This is a genomic window from Pseudomonas sp. DWRC2-2, assembly GCF_049897885.1.
GTDB lineage: Bacteria > Pseudomonadota > Gammaproteobacteria > Pseudomonadales > Pseudomonadaceae > Aquipseudomonas > Aquipseudomonas azotoformans_A.
In genome coordinates this window covers 1398858-1417051 of sequence record NZ_JAFCXD010000002.1, presented here as the reverse complement: position 1 = coordinate 1417051, position 18194 = coordinate 1398858, and the positions used below count along the sequence as shown (strand labels likewise).

At 62.2% G+C, this 18194-nt stretch carries 21 protein-coding genes; 14 read left to right on the top strand and 7 right to left on the bottom strand.

Translation table 11 applies throughout. The annotated features are described in order from the left end of the window. The first annotated feature begins 11 nt into the window (after nt 1–11). Nucleotides 12–1115, top strand: a complete 1104-nt coding sequence (locus tag ACP7EW_RS15195) for a sigma-54 interaction domain-containing protein (protein ID WP_033900291.1) — start codon at nt 12–14, stop codon at nt 1113–1115. Here ACP7EW_RS15195 and ACP7EW_RS15190 read toward each other — a convergent pair. Continuing rightward, complete coding sequence (locus tag ACP7EW_RS15190) at nt 1104–1469, bottom strand: antibiotic biosynthesis monooxygenase (RefSeq protein WP_426218016.1); 366 nt, start codon at nt 1467–1469, stop codon at nt 1104–1106. The genes ACP7EW_RS15195 and ACP7EW_RS15190 overlap by 12 nt on opposite strands. Nucleotides 1470–1570: 101 nt before the next feature. Between ACP7EW_RS15190 and soxR the strand changes: the two genes are divergently transcribed. Then, nucleotides 1571–2023: a redox-sensitive transcriptional activator SoxR gene (gene soxR, locus ACP7EW_RS15185; RefSeq protein ID WP_033900293.1), complete on the top strand. Its 453-nt coding sequence runs from the start codon at nt 1571–1573 to the stop codon at nt 2021–2023. A gap of 8 nt (nt 2024–2031) precedes the next feature. Here soxR and ACP7EW_RS15180 read toward each other — a convergent pair whose 3' ends face one another. Genes ACP7EW_RS15180 through ACP7EW_RS15170 form a run of 3 tightly spaced genes read right to left on the bottom strand, consistent with a single transcriptional unit; the run spans nt 2032 to nt 4724 of the window. After that, nucleotides 2032–2802, bottom strand: a complete 771-nt coding sequence (locus ACP7EW_RS15180) for a MetQ/NlpA family ABC transporter substrate-binding protein (protein WP_314534915.1) — start codon at nt 2800–2802, stop codon at nt 2032–2034. A 29-nt stretch (nt 2803–2831) separates the two neighbouring features. Beyond that, entirely contained in the window at nt 2832–3497 is a 666-nt protein-coding gene (locus ACP7EW_RS15175) for a methionine ABC transporter permease (protein ID WP_016980232.1), read from the bottom strand. Nucleotides 3498–3500: 3 nt separating this feature from the next. Next, nucleotides 3501–4724 carry an SfnB family sulfur acquisition oxidoreductase gene (locus ACP7EW_RS15170; RefSeq protein WP_033900296.1) on the bottom strand — a complete coding sequence of 408 codons (1224 nt, stop codon included), beginning with the start codon at nt 4722–4724 and terminating at the stop codon, nt 3501–3503. Nucleotides 4725–4949: 225 nt separating this feature from the next. Here ACP7EW_RS15170 and ACP7EW_RS15165 point away from each other — a divergent pair, with 225 nt between their 5' ends. The 4 genes from ACP7EW_RS15165 (at nt 4950) to ACP7EW_RS15150 (ending at nt 8788) form a co-directional block, all read left to right on the top strand. Next, complete coding sequence (locus tag ACP7EW_RS15165) at nt 4950–5411, top strand: VOC family protein (protein ID WP_426218013.1); 462 nt, start codon at nt 4950–4952, stop codon at nt 5409–5411. Between the two features lie 120 nt (nt 5412–5531). Continuing rightward, a complete protein-coding gene (locus ACP7EW_RS15160) occupies nt 5532–6407 on the top strand; it encodes an alpha/beta fold hydrolase (RefSeq protein ID WP_426218011.1) in 876 nt (291 codons plus the stop codon). Between the two features lie 83 nt (nt 6408–6490). Continuing rightward, complete coding sequence (locus ACP7EW_RS15155; protein WP_033900301.1) at nt 6491–7795, top strand: dicarboxylate/amino acid:cation symporter; 1305 nt, start codon at nt 6491–6493, stop codon at nt 7793–7795. 78 nt (nt 7796–7873) lie between these two features. Continuing rightward, nucleotides 7874–8788, top strand: a complete 915-nt coding sequence (locus ACP7EW_RS15150) for a LysR substrate-binding domain-containing protein (protein WP_206542896.1) — start codon at nt 7874–7876, stop codon at nt 8786–8788. Here the strand turns inward: ACP7EW_RS15150 and leuD are convergent. Together leuD and leuC are read right to left on the bottom strand one after the other, a co-directional pair. Beyond that, entirely contained in the window at nt 8785–9399 is a 615-nt protein-coding gene (gene leuD / locus ACP7EW_RS15145) for a 3-isopropylmalate dehydratase small subunit (RefSeq protein ID WP_426218008.1), read from the bottom strand. The genes ACP7EW_RS15150 and leuD overlap by 4 nt on opposite strands. Further along, nucleotides 9396–10814: a 3-isopropylmalate dehydratase large subunit gene (gene leuC, locus ACP7EW_RS15140; protein ID WP_426218006.1), complete on the bottom strand. Its 1419-nt coding sequence runs from the start codon at nt 10812–10814 to the stop codon at nt 9396–9398. Before leuC ends, leuD begins: the two co-directional genes overlap by 4 nt. Before the next feature lie 271 nt (nt 10815–11085). On the opposite strand from leuC, the gene ACP7EW_RS15135 reads away from it, so the two are divergent. Genes ACP7EW_RS15135 through ACP7EW_RS15100 form a run of 8 tightly spaced genes read left to right on the top strand, consistent with a single transcriptional unit; the run spans nt 11086 to nt 17197 of the window. Next, entirely contained in the window at nt 11086–12288 is a 1203-nt protein-coding gene (locus tag ACP7EW_RS15135) for a PepSY-associated TM helix domain-containing protein (RefSeq protein ID WP_426218004.1), read from the top strand. After that, nucleotides 12285–12821, top strand: a complete 537-nt coding sequence (locus ACP7EW_RS15130) for a hypothetical protein (protein WP_033900310.1) — start codon at nt 12285–12287, stop codon at nt 12819–12821. The genes ACP7EW_RS15135 and ACP7EW_RS15130 overlap by 4 nt, the downstream gene beginning before the upstream one ends. After that, complete coding sequence (locus ACP7EW_RS15125) at nt 12818–13147, top strand: hypothetical protein (protein WP_016980241.1); 330 nt, start codon at nt 12818–12820, stop codon at nt 13145–13147. Before ACP7EW_RS15130 ends, ACP7EW_RS15125 begins: the two co-directional genes overlap by 4 nt. Further along, nucleotides 13144–13704, top strand: coding sequence for a DUF6162 family protein (locus ACP7EW_RS15120; protein WP_016980242.1), 561 nt, complete (start codon nt 13144–13146; stop codon nt 13702–13704). Before ACP7EW_RS15125 ends, ACP7EW_RS15120 begins: the two co-directional genes overlap by 4 nt. 19 nt (nt 13705–13723) lie before the next feature. Next, nucleotides 13724–14644 carry a metal ABC transporter substrate-binding protein gene (locus tag ACP7EW_RS15115; protein WP_016980243.1) on the top strand — a complete coding sequence of 307 codons (921 nt, stop codon included), beginning with the start codon at nt 13724–13726 and terminating at the stop codon, nt 14642–14644. Continuing rightward, nucleotides 14641–15387 (top strand): metal ABC transporter ATP-binding protein, encoded by a 747-nt coding sequence (locus ACP7EW_RS15110; protein WP_061435968.1) that lies wholly within the window; start codon nt 14641–14643, stop codon nt 15385–15387. The genes ACP7EW_RS15115 and ACP7EW_RS15110 overlap by 4 nt, the downstream gene beginning before the upstream one ends. Next, entirely contained in the window at nt 15384–16283 is a 900-nt protein-coding gene (locus tag ACP7EW_RS15105) for a metal ABC transporter permease (RefSeq protein ID WP_033900316.1), read from the top strand. The genes ACP7EW_RS15110 and ACP7EW_RS15105 overlap by 4 nt, the downstream gene beginning before the upstream one ends. Continuing rightward, nucleotides 16283–17197, top strand: coding sequence for a metal ABC transporter substrate-binding protein (locus ACP7EW_RS15100; RefSeq protein WP_426218001.1), 915 nt, complete (start codon nt 16283–16285; stop codon nt 17195–17197). The genes ACP7EW_RS15105 and ACP7EW_RS15100 overlap by 1 nt, the downstream gene beginning before the upstream one ends. On the opposite strand, the gene ACP7EW_RS15095 is transcribed toward ACP7EW_RS15100, so the two are convergent. Continuing rightward, nucleotides 17178–17903, bottom strand: a complete 726-nt coding sequence (locus ACP7EW_RS15095) for a UTRA domain-containing protein (RefSeq protein ID WP_033900319.1) — start codon at nt 17901–17903, stop codon at nt 17178–17180. The two genes, ACP7EW_RS15100 and ACP7EW_RS15095, sit on opposite strands and share 20 nt — an antisense overlap. Between the last annotated feature and the right edge of the window lie 291 nt (nt 17904–18194).

The window sequence follows — 18194 nt, the reverse complement described above, 5'->3', positions numbered from 1 at the left end:
GAGAGGTGCCCATGCAGCTGTTGACCCTACCGCCCTCGCCCGCCCTCGCGACGTCGATCCGCGCCACGGCCCAGGTCTTCGAAGACCCGAAATCCCAGGCGCTGCTCGACCATATCCAGCAAGTGGCGCCCAGCGAAGCCAGCGTGCTGATCATCGGCGAGACCGGCACCGGTAAAGAGCTGGTGGCGCGCCATATCCATAACCTCAGCGCGCGGCGCAACCGGCCTTTCGTGGCGGTGAATTGCGGGGCGTTCTCCGAATCCCTGGTGGAAGCCGAGCTGTTCGGCCATGAAAAAGGCGCCTTTACCGGCGCCCTCAGTGCCAAGGCCGGCTGGTTTGAAGAGGCCGACGGCGGCACCTTGTTCCTCGATGAGATCGGCGATCTGCCGATGGCAATCCAAGTGAAGCTGTTGCGCGTCCTACAGGAACGTGAAGTCGTACGCCTGGGTTCGCGTAAGAGCATTCCTATTGATGTGCGTGTATTGGCCGCGACCAACGTGCAACTGGAAAAAGCCATCAACGCCGGGCATTTCCGTGAAGACCTCTACTACCGTCTTGACGTGGTCAGCCTGGAACTCAGCCCGTTGCGCGAGCGCCCCGGCGATATCCTGCCGCTGACCCGACACTTCATCGAAGCCTACAGCCAGCGCCTGGGCTACGGCCCGATCACCATCAGCCGCGAGGCCGAGCAAAAGCTCAAGAGCTACAGCTGGCCGGGCAATATCCGCGAGCTGGAGAACGTGATTCACCACACCCTGTTGATCTGCCGTAACGGCGTGATCGAACGGGACGACCTGCGCCTGTCGAATATGCGCATCGAACGCCAGGACGACAGCCCGCACGGCACCGACAACAGCGCCGAAGCCTTGCTCGCGCGCGCCTTCCAGAAGCTGTTCGAAGAACAGGCCGGCGCCCTGCATGAAAAGGTCGAAGACGCCCTGCTACGCGCCGCCTATCGTTTCAGCCATTACAACCAGGTGCACACCGCCAACCTGCTGGGCTTGAGCCGCAACGTCACGCGCACGCGCCTGATCAAGATCGGCGAGCTGGCGGTGAACAAGCGCCGCCCTGGTGAAAACGTGCAAGGCGAGCGCATGCTGCATTTATCCATTTAGGCGGCAGTGCAACGCGTTGTCATGGCTGCGCTCGAAACTGCGCAGCACCTGGAACGAGCCGAAGGTCACCGCCGTGGCCTGGTGGGCGCGGATTAGCGTCCAGAAATCTTCCTCGCCATGCTCAAAGCACTGGAACGCCGCCTCGCCGTCTTCACGCGAGCGCCATTGCAGGTAGTTGAGCACCCGCCGTCCGTCATCGCTGACCTGCACACTGGCATTGATAAAGCCGCCGTGGCCCTGGGCCAGGCGTTCGCTTTGGGTGGTCAAGGCCGCCACCAGGGCGACTTGCTGCTGGGGCTCGATCTGAAATTCGATCAATTGAGTGAAGCTGCGATTTTTATCTGATACCTGCATGAACACTCCCCTTCCTCTGTAGGCAGAATCTTGCGATTCGATGCCACGCAGGGTAAAACCTCTAGTTAAGTAAAGGTCAAGCGTTGTCTGGGAGTTTTTTCATGCTCAACAAGGAACTCACGGTCGGCCAACTGGCCGCCCGCAGCGGTGTGGCGGTCACAGCCCTGCATTTCTATGAAACCAAGGGGTTGATCAAGAGCAATCGCAATGCCGGCAACCAGCGGCGTTATCCTCGCGATGTGTTGCGGCGCGTGGTGGTGATCAAGATCGCCCAGCGTTTGGGCATACCACTGGCAACGATCGGCGAGGCGTTGCAGGCCTTGCCGGATGGACGCACGCCCACGGCGCAGGATTGGGAGCGCTTGTCCGCACTGTGGCGGGAAGACCTGGATGAGCGCATCAATAAGCTGATGTTGCTGCGGGACAAGCTCAATGGCTGTATCGGTTGCGGGTGCCTGTCGATGGAGGCGTGCCCGTTGCGGAATCAGGATGACCAGTTGGGTGAGCGTGGGCCGGGGGCTCAATTGCTTGAGCCGACGGCCATCACTGAATAAACGCGGGATCAAAAACCAGGGGCAATCTGACCTTTGTAACGGGTCAGGATGAACTGACGCACTTCATCGGAATTCAACGCCTTGGCCAGTTTCTGGATACGTGGGTCATTGATGTTATCCGGCCGCGCCACCAGGTACTCGACGTACAGCGACTTGCCCTTCTCCACGATCAACGCGCTGTTGGTATCGATCCCCGCTTCCAGCGCGTAGTTGGCAAACACAAACGCCAAATCCACCTGGCTCACAGAGCGGGCCAACAAGGCGCCTTCCAGTTCGCGGATTTTCAAATGCTTGGGGTTTTCCGCGATATCGCGCGGCGTACTCAGGGTGTTGCTCGGGTCCTTGAGTTTGATCAGGCCCGCCTCATCCAGCAGCACCAGGGCACGGCCAGTGTTGACCGGGTCGTTGGGGATCGACACCGTGGCGCCGTCCTTCAGCTCCGAGATGTTTTTGATCTTGGTCGAGTAAGCGCCAAAGGGTTCGATATGCACGCCCACCACCGGCACCAGATCGGTGTGACGGGTCTTGTTGTAGTCGTCGAGAAACGGGCGGTACTGGTAATAGTTGGCGTCGATGTTCTTCAGCGACAGTTGTTGGTTGGGCTGGATAAAGTCGGTGAAGACTTTGATCTGCAGGTCCACGCCCTCCTTGGCCAGCACCGGTTTGACGAACTCGAGAATTTCCGCATGGGGCACAGGGGTCGCACCGACCACCAGTTTTTCATTGGCAAAGGCATTCAACGACAGGACAGCGGCCAAAATGGCCAGGGACTTTTTCATACAGGCTCCGAAAGCAGTTGTTATAGGAATCAACGGCGGCTGTAACGCGCCACCAAACGGTCACCGGTCATCTGCAGGGCCTGCACCAGCACCAACAGCAGCACCACGGTGACCACCATTACGTCGGTCTGAAAACGCTGGTAGCCGTAGCGAATCGCCAGGTCCCCCAGGCCGCCGCCACCGATCACGCCGGCCATGGCGGTGTAGTCCACCAGCACAATCGCGGTCACGGTCACTGCCGCCAGCAGCCCGCCCCGGGCCTCCGGCAACAGGGTGTGACGGATCACCTGCCAGGTGCTGGCGCCCATGGATTGGGTGGCCTCGACCACGCCGCGATCCACTTCACGCAGCGCGGTTTCCACCAGCCGTGCAAAGAACGGCGTACAGCCCACCACCAGCGGCGGGATGGTGCCCGGTACACCGAGGGAGGTGCCCACCAGCAAGGTGGTGAGCGGGATCAACACGATCAGCAGGATGATGAACGGCAGCGAACGCAACACGTTGACCACCACCGACAGCAACCGATACACCACCAGCGCCTCATGCAACTGGCGCTTGCCGGTGAGAAACAGCAGCACGCCCAGGGGCAGCCCGAGCAGCACGGTAAAACCCAGCGCAGCGGCGAGCATGCTCAGGGTTTCCAGGCAGGCCTGGCCGATGTCGGCCCAATAGATGTTCTTGAACAGTTCGGCCATGAATCACGACCAGTCATGGCGCGGCGGCTTGGCGCCGTTGAGCAGCCAATTGCCCACCACGTGGTACTTCCAGCGCACCGGGTCGTGCAGGGTGTGGACCCGCGCGTTGCGCCAGTGGCGGTCGAAGTTGTGCTTCTTCAAGGTGGAACGGGTGCCCCCCAGCTCGAACAGCTTGTTACTGGCTTCGATGGCGATTTCGGTGGTCAGCACTTTTGCGCGGGCGACGGCGAGGGACGCGTGGGCGACGTTGTCTTCATCTGGGGCCGGGCGCGCGGCATCCAGGGCAAAGCCGGCGCGGTCGAGTAAGGCTTCGGCGGCTTCCAGGCGAATATCCAGCGCACCGACCTGAATGATGGTCAGTGGATCCTCGCTGGCTTTCTCCACCCCAGCATCGATCCACGGCCGGGCGAATTGCTGCACGAACTGCACGGTGTCACGCAGTGCGGCGCGGGCAATGCCCGCGTCAATGGCGGCAGTGGTCAGTTGTGCGAAAGGGCCAGCCAAGGTTGGGGAATCGTAGGATTTGTGCGTAGGAAACAAATTGAAGGCCGGCACCCGCAGATCCTGAGCCAGTACCGTCCCGCTGGAGGTAGTGCGCTGGCCCATGCTGTCCCAATCGTCGACCACCACCAGCCCTTCAGTGCCACGCGGTACAAAGGCCAACTGGGCGTTTTGCTGTTCATCCAGCGCCAGCACTGCCAGCCAATGGGCGTACAGCGAACCGGTGCAATAGCCCTTGCGCCCGTTGATCACGTAGCCGTCGCCTTCACGGCGAATAGTGGCCTGGATGTCCTGCACGTGCTTGCCGCCGGTTTCCGACAGCGCATTGGCAAAGCGATGGCCCTGCAAGGCCAAGCCGAAGAAATGCGCCTGTTGCTCGGGCGTGCCCTGCAAGCGGATATCTTCCAGCAGGCAGTAGTGGTTCTGCGGGATCTGCCCTAATGACGGGTCGGCCGCCGAAATAATCGCGATCACCTGGGCCAGCACCGCGTAAGACACCTGCGCCCCGCCGAACGCGCGCGGCACACTGATGCCCCACAGGCCACTGTTGGAATACAGGTCCACCACCTCGGCGGGCACCTGGCGGCTGCGGTCGCGCTCGGCGTCCTGTTCCAGGAGAACGGCGGCGACGCGGTGGGCGACGGCAATCGCCTCGGCTGCATCGCGGATCAAGGCGGCATGGGGCGTGTGGATCGGGTAATCGGCAGACACAGGCAGTACAGACATACAACGCTCTCGGGCGAATGGTTTGCCAGAGGTATTGCAGCTTCTGTGCCGAGCCCGGAAACCGGTGGTTTGGCCGTAAAAACGCGCCCCTACCCGCTTATGGCGCAGCAAACTGCCGGTTCGCTGTTGCCTGGCGAACACCTCGTCGGCTGCCCGCAGGCCCCGGCGTACGTGGCCTATAGTGAAAAGGCCGTCCCTCCATAACCACCACTCAAGGAGAACGAAATGAGCGTTAAGCCTATTCCCGAGGGCTTCCACAGTGTCACGCCCTACCTGGGCGTCGAAAAAGCGGCCGAAGCCATCGAGTTCTACAAGAAAGCCTTTGGCGCCATCGAAGCCATGCGCCTGGACATGCCCGACGGCAGAGTCGGCCACGCCGAGCTGCGTATCGGTGACTCGCCGATCATGCTGGGTTCACCCTGCGATGAAAGTGCGTTTGGCAGCCCGCGTGATGGCCACACCAGCGTCGGTTTGCATGTGTATGTCAATGACGTCGACGCACAATACAAACAAGCCATCGCAGCCGGTGGCACACCGATCTCCGAACCCAAGGACCAGTTCTACGGCGATCGCTCCGGCACGCTGAAGGATCCATTCGGCCATGTGTGGTTCCTGGCCACCCACCAGGAAGACCTGACTGAAACGCAGATCCGCGAACGAGCCGAAGCCATGTTCAAGCAAGGCTGATCGACGGGAGCCGGCCCGCCGGCTCCTACACACTTCATGAACAACCCCTCCACGTTTTCGCCCTTGCCCCGAACGCCGCGTGATTCCAGGATGCAGGCAATCATCACAAGGAGTCATTCCATGTTCGCCGGATTCCAAAAAGACAGCTGCCACGTCAACGGCGTGGACATCAGCTACCGCAAAGGCGGTACAGGTCCCGGCCTGCTCCTGCTGCACGGGCACCCGCAAACCCACGTCATCTGGCACAAAGTCGCCGAGCAATTGGCCGAGCACTTCACCGTGGTGGCGGCCGACCTGCGCGGTTATGGCGACAGCAGCAAACCGCCGGCCAATGACCACCACACGAATTATTCAAAACGCGAAATGGCCCGGGACGGCGTCGAGCTGATGCAAGCCCTGGGCTTCGAACAGTTCTCAGTGCTGGCCCATGATCGTGGCGCCCGTGTGGCCCATCGCCTGGCGCTGGATCATCCCAACGCTGTGCAACGCATGGTGCTGCTGGACATCGCCCCGACCCTTTCGATGTACGCACAGACCGACGAAGCCTTCGCCCGCGCCTACTGGCACTGGTTCTTCCTGATCCGTCCGGCGCCGTTGCCGGAGGCCTTGATCGAGGGTAACCCGGAGCTGTACCTGCGCAGCGTGATGGGCAGCCGCAGCGCCGGGCTCAAGCCGTTTACCGACGAGGCCTTCGCCGAATACCTGCGCTGCCTGAAACTGCCGGGCGCTGCCACTGGCATCTGCGAAGACTACCGCGCTGCCGCCGGTATCGACCTTGAGCACGACCAGGCGGATATCGACGCCGGCCATCACCTGAACCTGCCGTTGCTGGTGATGTGGGGCGCCGAAGGCACCGTCGGCCGCTGTTTCGAGCCGCTCAAGGAATGGCAGAAAGTCGCCACCGACGTGCGCGGCAAGGCCCTGCCGGCCGGCCATTACATTGCCGAAGAGGCTCCCGAGTTGTTGCTGGGCGAAGTCCTGACCTTCCTTTGCTGATCCCCTGATTCACTACCCCACGCAGGCGCGCCAACGCCTGCGACGGGGTCTGCTTGCCCAAAAAAGACTGCGAGATAATAACAATGACAATCAGAAAACTGCTGGGAACCCTGTATATCCAGGTGCTCATCGCCATCGCGCTGGGCGTGTTGATCGGCCATCAATGGCCGCAGATCGGCATCGACCTCAAGCCCTTGGGCGACGGCTTCATCAAACTGATCAAGATGATCATCGGCCCGATTATCTTCTGCACGGTGGTGTCCGGCATCACCAGCATGCACGACGTAAAACAGGTCGGCCGGGTCGGCGGTAAGGCGCTGCTGTACTTCGAAGTTGTCTCGACCATTGCCCTGTTGATCGGCATTCTCGCCGCGCACCTGCTGCATCCGGGCGTCGGTTTCAACATTGACGTGAAAACCCTCGACAGCTCGGCCATCGCCGGTTTTGTCGGCCAAGCCGAACACGGTGAAGGCATCGTCGGGTTCCTGCTGCATGTGATCCCCGCGACGTTTTTCGATGCGTTCTCCAAGGGTGAAATCCTGCCGGTACTGTTCGTCTCGGTGCTGTTTGGCGTGGGCCTGGTGATGGTCGGTGAAAAGGGCCGGCCGTTGGTGGGGGTGATCAACCAGGCCAGCGAAGTGTTCTTCCGCATCGTCGGTATCATCAGCCGGGTCGCGCCAATCGGGGCCTTTGGTGCGATTGCGTTCACCATCGGCAAATACGGCGTGGGTTCGTTGCTGCCGTTGTTGAAGCTGGTGGGCACCTTCTATATCACCGCGTTTTTCTTCATTGCCGTGGTGCTGGGCAGCATCGCCCGCTACGCAGGGTTCAGCATTTTCAAATTGATGGGCTACATCAAGTCGGAGCTGCTGATCGTACTGGGCACCAGCTCGTCGGAATCGGCGTTGCCGCAATTGATCCAGAAACTTGAAAGCCTGGGCGCCTCCAAAGGCGTGGTGGGCATCGTGGTGCCGACCGGCTACACCTTCAATCTGGACGGCACCAACATCTATATGACCCTGGCGGTGTTGTTCCTGGCTCAGGCCACCAACATCCACTTGCCGCTGGAACAGCAGTTGACGCTGCTGGCGGTGGCCATGCTGACGTCCAAGGGCGCCGGGGCGGTGGTCGGCGCGGGGTTTGTCGCATTGGCGGCGAGTTTGGCGGTGGTGCCGACCGTGCCGGTGGCAGCGATGGTGTTGATTCTCGGCGTAGACCGCTTCATGGCTGAATGCCGCTCACTGACCAATATCATCGGCAATGCCGTGGCCGCGCTGGTGGTGGCCGCCTGGGAGGGTGAGCTGGACCGTGAAAAAATGGCGCCTATCGCGCTCAAGCACGGTCGCCATGCGCGAGCGGCGGCTCAAGCGAAGATCGCTGCCGAGTAACCGAAGACGGCCAGGTGTGCCGGAAGGCACACCGATCCGGTGCTATTCTGGCGGCTCATGCCGCCAGCCCTGTTTCTGATGACCAATAAGAAAGATACCGTGCCCCTACCCGAAGACCTGCGGGTGTTCCTGACCGTGATCCGCAAGGCCGGCTTCGCAGCGGCCGCCGATGAGCTGGGCTTGTCGCCGGCCTATGTCAGCAAGCGCATCCAGATCCTTGAAACCACCCTGGCCACCCGCCTGTTGCACCGCACCAGCCGGCGCATCGCCCTGACTGAAGACGGCGAGCGGGTGCAGCGCTGGGCCGTGCGCATCCTGGAAGACTTCCAGCAACTCTCCGATGAACTCTCCGACGCACACGACAGCCCCCGTGGCCGCCTGCACCTGTGCAGCAGCTTTGGTTTCGGCCGCAACCATGTGGCGCCCGCCCTGTCGCTGCTGGCGGAACAGTACCCGGACCTGGAAATCCGCCTGGACCTGTTTGACCGCGTGGTGGACATCGTCAGCGAAGGCTTCGATTTGGAGATCCGCGTAGGCGACGATATCCCCGGCCAGCACATCGGCCGCCGACTGGTGAGCAACCGTCGCGTGCTGTGCGCGGCGCCGGCTTATCTGCAGCGGCGCGGAACACCGCAACAGTTGAGCGAGCTGGAGCAGCACGACTGCCTGGTGCTCAAGGAGCGTGATAACGCGTTTGGCATCTGGCACCTGGAACACGATGGCGCCCAGGAAAGCGTGCGCGTGCGCGGGCCGTTGTCGTCGAATAATGGCGAGATTGTGTTGCAGTGGGCGTTGGATGGGCGCGGGGTATTGCTACGCTCGATGTGGGATGTGAAACCGCTATTGGAACAAGGCAAGCTGGTGCAGGTGCTGCACGGGTATACCCAGAGCGCCAACGTGTGGGCGGTGTACCCGACACGGTTGGCGTATTCCGGTAAGTTGCGCGCCTGCGTGGAGTTCTTGCAGGAGCATTTCAAAGGGTTGTCGATTTAGCTCAGCCAGGGATTGGCTGCCAGGTGCTGGCGTTCGAAAGCCTTGATCTCTTCACGGCGTTGCAGGGTGCTGCCGATGGCGTCCAAGCCCAATAGCAACGCAGTTTTACGCAGGGTATCGATCTGGAACGGGATCACCTCGCCATCCGCCAAGCGAATCGCCTGGGCTTCAAGGTCGACGCTGATCTGCGCCTGGTCCGCCTGGCTGACCGTCTTACCCAACCGCTGCAACACCGCCTCGTCCAAGGTGATCAACACCACCCCGTTGCGCTGGCAGTTGTCGTAGAAAATCCCGGCAAAGCTGCTGCCGATCAGGGCGCGGATGCCCATTTGCTTCAAGCCCCACACCGCATGTTCACGGCTGGAACCGCAGCCGAAGTTCGGCCCCACCACCATGAAACTCGCGCCCTGCCAGGCCGGCTGGTTCAGCACGAAGTCGGGATTGGGCTCGCCGGACGCCAGGAAGCGCAAGTCGAAGAACAGCCCACGGTCCAGGCCGCTGCGGTCGATGCCCTTGAGGAATTGCTTGGGCATGATCACGTCGGTGTCGATGTTGGCCGCCAGCATCGGCGCGGCTTTGCCGGTGACCAGGGTGAAGGGTTGCAGGCTCATGGGCGTGCTCCAAAGTGGCGGATATCGGTAAGGCGGCCAGTAATGGCAGCGGCGGCGACCATCGCCGGGCTCATCAGGTGGGTGCGTGCGCCCGCGCCCTGGCGGCCTTCGAAGTTGCGGTTGGTGCTGGAGGCGCAGCGGTCGCCCGGAGCCAGCACGTCGTCGTTCATCGCCAGGCACATCGAGCAGCCCGACTGGCGCCATTCGAAGCCAGCCTCGATAAAAATCGCTGCCAGCCCTTCGGCCTCGGCCTGGTCACGGACTTCGGTGGAGCCGGGTACGATCATCGCGCGCACATGGTCGGCCACGTGTTTGCCGCGCACCACGCTGGCGGCGTCGCGCAGGTCTTCGATGCGGGCGTTGGTGCAGGAGCCGATGAAGGCGTGACTGATGACAATCTCGCTCAGCGGCATGCCGGCTTCCAGGCCCATGTAGTTGAGGGCGCGACGCATGTCCTGGCGCAGGATCAGGTCACTGACGTCCTGCGGGTCGGGCACGCGGGCGCCGATGGGCGCCGCCTGGTCGGGGCTGGTGCCCCAGGTGACCATGGGTTCCAGGGTGGAGGCGTCGAGTTGCACTTCCCGGTCGAACACCGCGTCTTCGTCGGTGTGGAGTTTTCGCCACTCCAGCAGCGCCTTTTCCCACAGCTCGCCTTGCGGTGCGCGTGGTTTGCCCTTGAGGTAGTCGAACACTTTCTCGTCCGGTGCCATGAAGGCGCCGCGTGCGCCCGCTTCCACCGCCATGTTGCAGATGGTCATGCGCGCCTCGACGCTCAGCGCGTCGATAGTAGAACCACGAAACTCAATGGCGTAGCCCGTTGCGCCGGATGCGCCGATCTTGCCGATCAGCGCCATGATCACGTCTTTTGAAGTCAAGCCCGGCGCCAGGTCACCGTCGACCGTCACGCGCAGGGTTTTCAGGCGTTTGTAGACCAGGGTCTGGGAGGCCAGCAGGTGTTCGATTTCCGAGGTGCCGATGCCAAAACCAAAGGCCCCGAGGGCGCCGTAGGTGGTGGTGTGGCTGTCACCGGCGGCAATCACCATGCCGGGCAGGATAAAACCCTGTTCCGGGGCGATTACGTGCTCGATGCCCTGGCGCTTGTCGAGGATGTCCAGCAGTTCGATGCCGAAGTCCCGGCAGTTCTCCGCCAGGTACGACACTTGCCGCGCACCGCCTGCATCCGGCATCGCCGCAATGCGCTGGGGCGTGGTGGGGTTCACATGGTCGACCACGGCCAACGCCGTGCCGGGACGCCACACCGTGCGCCCGGCTTCGCGCAAGCCGCTGAAGGCCTGAGGGCTGGTGTATTCGTTGATCACCTGGCGGTCTATATAAAGCAGGACATGGCCCTGGTCATCCAGGGAGCACACCGTGTGGGAGTCGATGTGTTTGTCGTAGAGGGTTCTGGCAGTCATTTCTTAGGCTCGCTCAACGGTATAAGCCCATCCTACGCAGCGCCCGGGCCCCATCAATGCCGCTTGGGTGATGGCTTGGAACATGTTTCGTGTTCGATCGAGGCGTTTAAGCGGCCTGAATGTGAACCTGAAACATTTTCTTTCATATGCGGCTTAGGGATTTCTCATTCTCATCCGTCTTAACTTAGATACAGCCTGTCGCGTCAGCAAAAGCTACGACTGGCCTTTTCCGGGCCTTCACTGCCCCCCTCCGATCAAGACCCACATTCACATGTCGAAGAAGTCACGCTCCAAACTCTGGTTTCTCGTACATAGCTGGTTGGCCTTGCCCATCTGGTTCTTTGTACTGATCGTCTGCGTCACCGGCACACTGGCGGTGGTCAGCCAGGAGATCGTCTGGCTGGCCAACCCGGATATCCGCGCGAGCAAGCCGACGGACGACGCCGAACCCCTGAGCTACGACCAGGTGATCGCCGCGATCAAGCGCGAAGAGCCCCAGGTGTTCGTCCAGTCGATCAGCCGACCCGACGAATCCCATTTCGCCCTCAGCGTCGACCTCAGCTACCCCGACGGGCGTTCCGTGGAGGTCTACGTCAACCCCTACACTGGGGTGATCCAGGGCATCAGCCCGTCCTTCAACTTCCAGCAATTTACCCGCGCCCTGCACGGCTGGTGGCTGGTGCCGTTCACCAATGGCTACAGTTGGGGTTGGTACCTGGTCTCGGCACTGGGTATTCCGCTGCTGGCGTCGCTGGTCACCGGGCTGGTGGTGTACAAGAAGTTCTGGAAGGGCTTTCTGCGCCCTACCCTGCGTATTCGCCATGGCGCGCGGATCTTCTGGGGTGACTTCCACCGCTTGAGCGGTATCTGGTCGATCTGGTTCATCGCGGTGATTTCCGTCACCGGCATCTGGTTTCTGATCCGGGCGATCCTGGGCGATAACCAGATCTCGATTTCCACCGAGCCGGTCATCCCGGTGATTGCACGGGAAAAAGTACCGATGTCGGCACCCGGCGTGCCGGCCCCCATGATTCCTGTGGACGAGGCGATCAAGATCGCCACCCAGCGCATCCCTGGCCTGGAGGCGAGCTTCATCAGCCTGCCGCTCAATGCCTACAGCCACCTGCAGATCGGCGGGCGCGGCTGGTATCCGCTGATGTTCCAGACCGCGCAGATCAACCCTTATGACGGTGAAGTCGCGGCGGCGCACTTGCTGTCCGACCGCTCGAAGCTGGAGTTCGTCACCGAGTCCATGCGCCCGCTGCACACCGGCGACTTTGGTGGGCTCTGGATCAAGCTGATCTGGGCGTTCTTTGGCCTGATCATGAGCATGATGGTGTTGAGCGGCCTGCTGATCTGGACCAAGCGCACCGCCCTGGCCACCCTCAATGCCCTCAAGCGCGAAGCCAAGACCCAACACAAGCCGGCGGCCATCCCCGCCAGACAGGCTGAAACCTCGGAGGTCACGCCATGAGCCAGGTCGCTGCTGCCAAACCTTCGCCGCTGCGGGCCTTCTGGCTGAAATGGCGCTTCCACATCAATGTGCTGCTGTTGCTGATCCCCCTGGGCTTCATGCCCAAGTACTTTGCTGACGCAGCGCTATTTCGCGGCGACACCGGCATCGGCGAGCGGGTGGCCGGTGAGGTGCAGGTCGGGCCCTGGAGCCTGACCCTCGCGGAGTTCCGCAATGAAGGCCCGCGTCCCGACCCGGCCGGCCCGATGAAGTTTTTCAACGCTGCCCTGTGTGACACCTGCGCCGACCAGGTCAAGGCCACCTACCTGCGCATCGGTAAACCGCGCAGCCTGCGCGCCGCCGGGGTGATCTTCTTCGGCACGCCGTACCGTATGGGTGCCGGCCTGCCGATCCCGGAACGCACACCCGCCGACGCCGAACTGTGGGTCACCATGGAAGGCTGGGACGGCACGATGCACCAGGGTTCCATTCCGTTGAGCCAGGCCTCGCCTGCCACTATTGCCTGGCTGAACAAGCAAGGAGTTAAACCATGACTTTGATGCGCATGACCCGCGCCTGTGGCGTCCTGCTGATGTGCGCCGGTTTCAGTACCGTCGCCCTGGCCCACAACCCGATGTGCGAGTGTAAGGAAATCCCCGGCGAGCAGATCCAGTGCAAGGGCGGCTTCTCCGACGGCAGCGGCGCGCCCGGCGTGACCCTCGATGTGATCGGCTACGACGAAACCATTTTGGTGCCTGGCAAGCTGGGTGAGGACTCGACCCTGACCTTCAAGAAGCCGTCGGCCGAGTTCTACGTGTTATTTGATGCAGGTCCAGGCCATGTGGTGGAAATCGACCAAGCGGATATCCAGCCGCAATGACGACTACACAGGTTGTACGCCCCGCCGGTGCCGGTCACGAAACCCTCTACGTGCTGCTGTTGTGCCTGATCATCCTCGCAGTGGCCGGCTCGGTAATCGCATTGCACGGTGAATCCCAGGAAGTAGCGGCCGTGCCCAGCCATCAATTGGACGCGCGCCGCGACCTGAGCGCCGCCGAGCAAGGTATCTATGCCGACCTGCGGGTGACCCTGGATGAGATCCAGCTGTTGCAGCAGGAGCAAAGCGCGCTGCCCAGCCCGGCGCAACTGGCCGAAGAAGGCTTTGCGCCCTTTGCCCAGGACGCCAGTTCGGTCAGCCGTGGCGATCACCGCTGGCAATTGCTGGAGCCTTCGGCCTACCTGGGCTTGAGCCAGGCACCGGCCACCGCCGGCTCACTGCTGATGCGTGTGCACGGTGCCGAACCGGATATCTGGCTCAATCGCCAGGCCAACCTCGCCGCCCCTTCCGACCTTACTGACCAGGCGCTGATCGCGGCCGGCTGGCAGCAAGTGGTCGCGCAATTCGATGCCGGCGTCACCCGCCAGCACCGTCACTGAACGAGAAGACCGATTGCCCATGTCTATTTCATCTCCCCTGTTGCGCCTGTTGCTGGTTGGCCTGTTCAGCCTGATGCTGGCTCCCCTGGCTAATGCTGAGGCGGCCAAGCGCCTGCGTATCGGCATCACCCTGCACCCTTATTACAGCTACGTAGCGAATATCGTCGGCGACAAGGCCGAAGTGGTGCCGCTGATTCCGGCTGGCTTCAACCCCCATGCCTACGAGCCGCGCGCCGAAGACATCAAGCGCATCGGCACTCTGGACGTGATCGTGCTCAACGGCGTCGGCCACGATGATTTTGCCGACCGCATGATCGCCACCAGCGAACGCCCGGACATCCCGGTGATCGAGGCCAACGCCAACGTGCCGCTGCTGGCCGCCACCGGTAACGCCGCGCGCGGTGCGGGCAAGGTGGTCAACCCGCATACGTTCCTGTCGATCAGTGCGTCGATTGCCCAGGTCAACAATATCGCCCGCGAACTGGGCAAGCTGGACCCGGACAACGCCAAGACCTACACCCAGAACGCTCGCGCCTACGGCAAGCGTCTGCGCCAGATGCGCGCCGATGCACTGGCCAAGCTGACCAGCGCGCCTAACCCGGACCTGCGCGTGGCCACCGTGCACGCAGCCTATGACTACCTGCTGCGCGAATTCGGCCTGGAAGTCACCGCCGTGGTCGAACCGGCCCACGGCATCGAGCCAAGCCCGAGCCAGTTGAAGAAGACCATCGATGAACTGCGCGCCCTGGATGTGAAGGTGATCTTCTCGGAGATGGATTTCCCGTCGACCTACGTCGATACCATCCAGCGTGAGTCCGGGGTCAAGCTGTACCCGCTGTCGCATATTTCCTACGGCGAATACAGCGCCGAGAAGTACGAAGTGGAGATGACCGGCAACCTCAATACGGTGGTGCGGGCGATTCAGGAGTCCGGATCATGACGGCGGCGGAACAGCTGAGTGCCGTCAGCGTCGGCCCGACGCTTGAGTTCGATCAGGTTGCGCTGACGCTGGGACGCACGGTGATCCTGGATGACGTGAGCTTCCAGGTACAGCCGGGCAGTATCCATGCACTGGTCGGCCCCAACGGCGGCGGCAAAAGCTCGTTGATCAAGACGCTGCTCGGGCAAACCCCTCACCAGGGACGCTTGAGCCTGCACTGGCCAGCCACACCCGGCACCATTGGCTATGTGCCGCAGGCCCTGGAATTCGACCGGGGCTTGCCGATGACCGTGGATGATTTCATGGCCGCCATGTGCCAGCGGCGCCCGGCGTTTCTGGGCCTGTCCAAGCATTACGCCGGTGCGATTGGCGATGCGCTGGAGCGCGTCGGCATGCAAGACAAACGCAAGCGACGCATGGGCGCGCTGTCCGGCGGTGAACGCCAGCGCGTGTTGCTGGCCCAGGGACTGATCCCGGCGCCACAGCTGTTGGTGCTGGATGAACCGATGTCGGCGCTGGATGAAGCCGGTATCCAGGTGTTCGAACGCCTGCTCAATGACTGGCGCCTGGCCGGCATCACCGTGTTGTGGATCGAGCATGACCTGGAGGCCGTGGGCCGCCTGGCCGACCGCGTCACCGGCCTGAACCGCCGCGTGCTGTTCGACGCCACGCCTAAAGAGGCGTTGACCCCGGATCGCCTGCTGACCCTGTTCTCCACCCACCCTCGGAGCCCGGCGCAATGAGTTATGAAGCTTTTCGCTTGATGGTCCAGGGCTGGGCCTCTTCCGGTTATCTGCCGGAAGCGCTGGCCTACGGTTTTGTGGTCAACGCCCTGCTCGCCGGTCTGCTGATCGGCCCGGTACTGGGCGGTTTGGGCACGCTGGTGGTGGTCAAGCGCTTCGCGTTTTTCTCCGAAGCGGTCGGCCACGCTGCGCTGACCGGCGTGGCGGTGGGCATTCTGCTCGGTGAACCCTACACCGGCCCGTATGGCGCGTTGTTCGGCTACTGCCTGCTGTTCGGCATCCTGCTCAATTACCTGCGCAACCGCACCGGCCTGGCGCCGGACACCTTGATCGGCGTGTTCCTGTCGGTGTCCCTGGCGCTGGGTGCGAGCCTGTTGCTGATTTTGGCGGGCAAGATCAACGTGCATATCCTTGAGAACGTGCTATTTGGCTCGGTGTTGACGGTCAACGGCAACGACCTGCTGGTGCTGGCGGTGGTCGGCTCGCTGGTGATGGCCCTGGCGCTGCCGCTGTACAACCGCATCATGTTGGCCAGCTTCAACCCGCAATTGGCGGCGGTGCGCGGCGTCGCGGTGAAGACCTTGGATTATCTGTTCGTGATCCTGGTGACGCTGATCACCGTCGCGGCGGTCAAGGTCATCGGTGCGATCCTGGTGGGGGCGCTGTTGGTCATTCCAGCCGCCGCGGCACGCCTGTTGAGCCAGTCGCTCAAGGGCTTCTTCTGGATCTCGGTCGCGATTGCCACTGTCAGCACCCTGTGCGGGATCCTGCTGCCGATCATCTTCGACCTGCCTGTGCCGTCCGGCGCCGCCATCATTCTGGTCGCCGGTATCGCCTTCGCCCTGGCCGCCATCGCGCGCGGTACGGTGCCCAGCCTTAAAGGGAATCTTGGATAATGCGCTCCGTTCTTTCTCCCCTGGCCCTGGCCATCGCCTGCTTGTTCACCACGCCATTGATGGCGGCTGAAGCGGCCAAACCAGCTGCCCACGCGGCAAAACCGGTCAAAGTGCTGGCCTCGCTGCCGATCACCTATGGCCTGGCTGAAGTACTGCTCAAAGGCACCGACGTGCAGCTCGAACGCGCCGCCCCGGCCAACCTGCCGGGTTCGCGGCAAGTGTCCTACTTCACCGGCCGAGGCGCGCCAGCTCTGAGCAAATTGGCACTGGACGCCGACGCTGCCATCGGCCTGCGCTCGCTGTGGGCCGATGACCCGCTCTACCCGGTGGCGCGGCGCAGCAACATCCGCATCGTTGAAGTTGACGCTGCACGTCCGGTGGACGGCGGTCTGCCGGGCATCGCGGTGCAGCCGGGCGTCACCGATGGGCTGAACAGTCAGCCGTGGCTGTCGAGCAACAACATGGGACGCATGGCCGATGTGCTGGCCGCCGACCTGAGCCGCCTGGCGCCCACTGCCAAACCGAAGATCGACGCCAACCTCGCCACCCTCAAGCAGCGCCTGCTCAAGCTCACCGCCGACAGCGAGGCGCGACTGGCCAAGGTGGATAACCTGAGCGTGGTCAGCCTGAGTGATCACTTCGCGTACCTGGTCAGCAGTTTGAACCTGGAAGTGCTCAGCACCGATGCGCGACCCGACGCGGATTGGACGCCTGAGGCCTTGCAGAAACTGAGTGCCGAGCTAAAGGACAACGAGGTGGCCGTGGTGCTGCATCATCGGCAGCCGAGTGACGCGGTGAAGGCGGCTATCACTGCCGGTGATTCAAAACTGTTGGTGTTGAATGTGGACGGTGCCGAGCCGGTGACAGAGCTGGAAACCAATGTGGATCAGGTGATCAAGGCGCTGACCCCATAACATCCACACCCACATGAATGGCATCATGCCGCCAGAACTCCAGGTCGCAGTCGATCAACCGCTGGTGCTGATCATAATTGACCCGGGCGATCCGCAAGCCCGGGCTGCCCACCGACACGCGCAACGCGGCGGCGGCTTCCACCGGCAGTGACGTCGGCACGATTTCAAAGCGCACGCGCCCGTAGTGCAGGTCGTACTTACGCGCGTACAACTCCGTCATCGACTGATTCAAATCACACGCCAGGATCCCCGGAAAATACTGCGGGTTCAGGTAGTGCTCCACATACAGCACCAAGCGCCCATCAATCCGCCGTCCCCGGCAGATCTGGATCACACTGGACAGCGCCGGCAACTGCAACCACGCACACACCGCCGCCGAGGCCGGTTGCAGGCGTGCAGAGATGACTTCCGTAGAAGCGACCCGCCCCTGGTCGCTGACCATGGCGTGAAAGTGGCTGCGTTGCATCAGGTTGTACGCCAGCCGTGGCGGTGAGACAAACCAGCCGCGCCGCTCCTCGCGATAGATCTGGCCTTGGGCTTCCAGTTGTAACAAGGCTTCCCGCACGGTAATCCGGGTGGTACCAAACAACTCGCTGAGCTTGCGCTCGGCAGGCAGTTTGCTGGCAGGCGGCAACAAACCATGGTCGATCTGCTCTTGCAGCGCCAGGCCAATGGATGTCACCGCCTTGATTGCCTCATCACGCATCAACGTTACCTATCTGGACTAGACCAGCACCGATCCGGTGCACAAACCGCTGGGTAAACCGGCCAGCACTCAATCTTGCCAGCCTAGGCATTACAGATGACCGACAGATGACAGTCCGTATCCATCGCCCTTAGCACACCCTGCAATACATCGGCCAAGTCCAATCAACGCGGGCACTTGGGCATGGTCTACGCTAACTCTGCGACAAGCGACATCAGCGATTTAAAAACGACATCGACATGAAACTGTCATCCATCGAGCCTAGATTGGCTCAGGTATTGCTGACCTAGA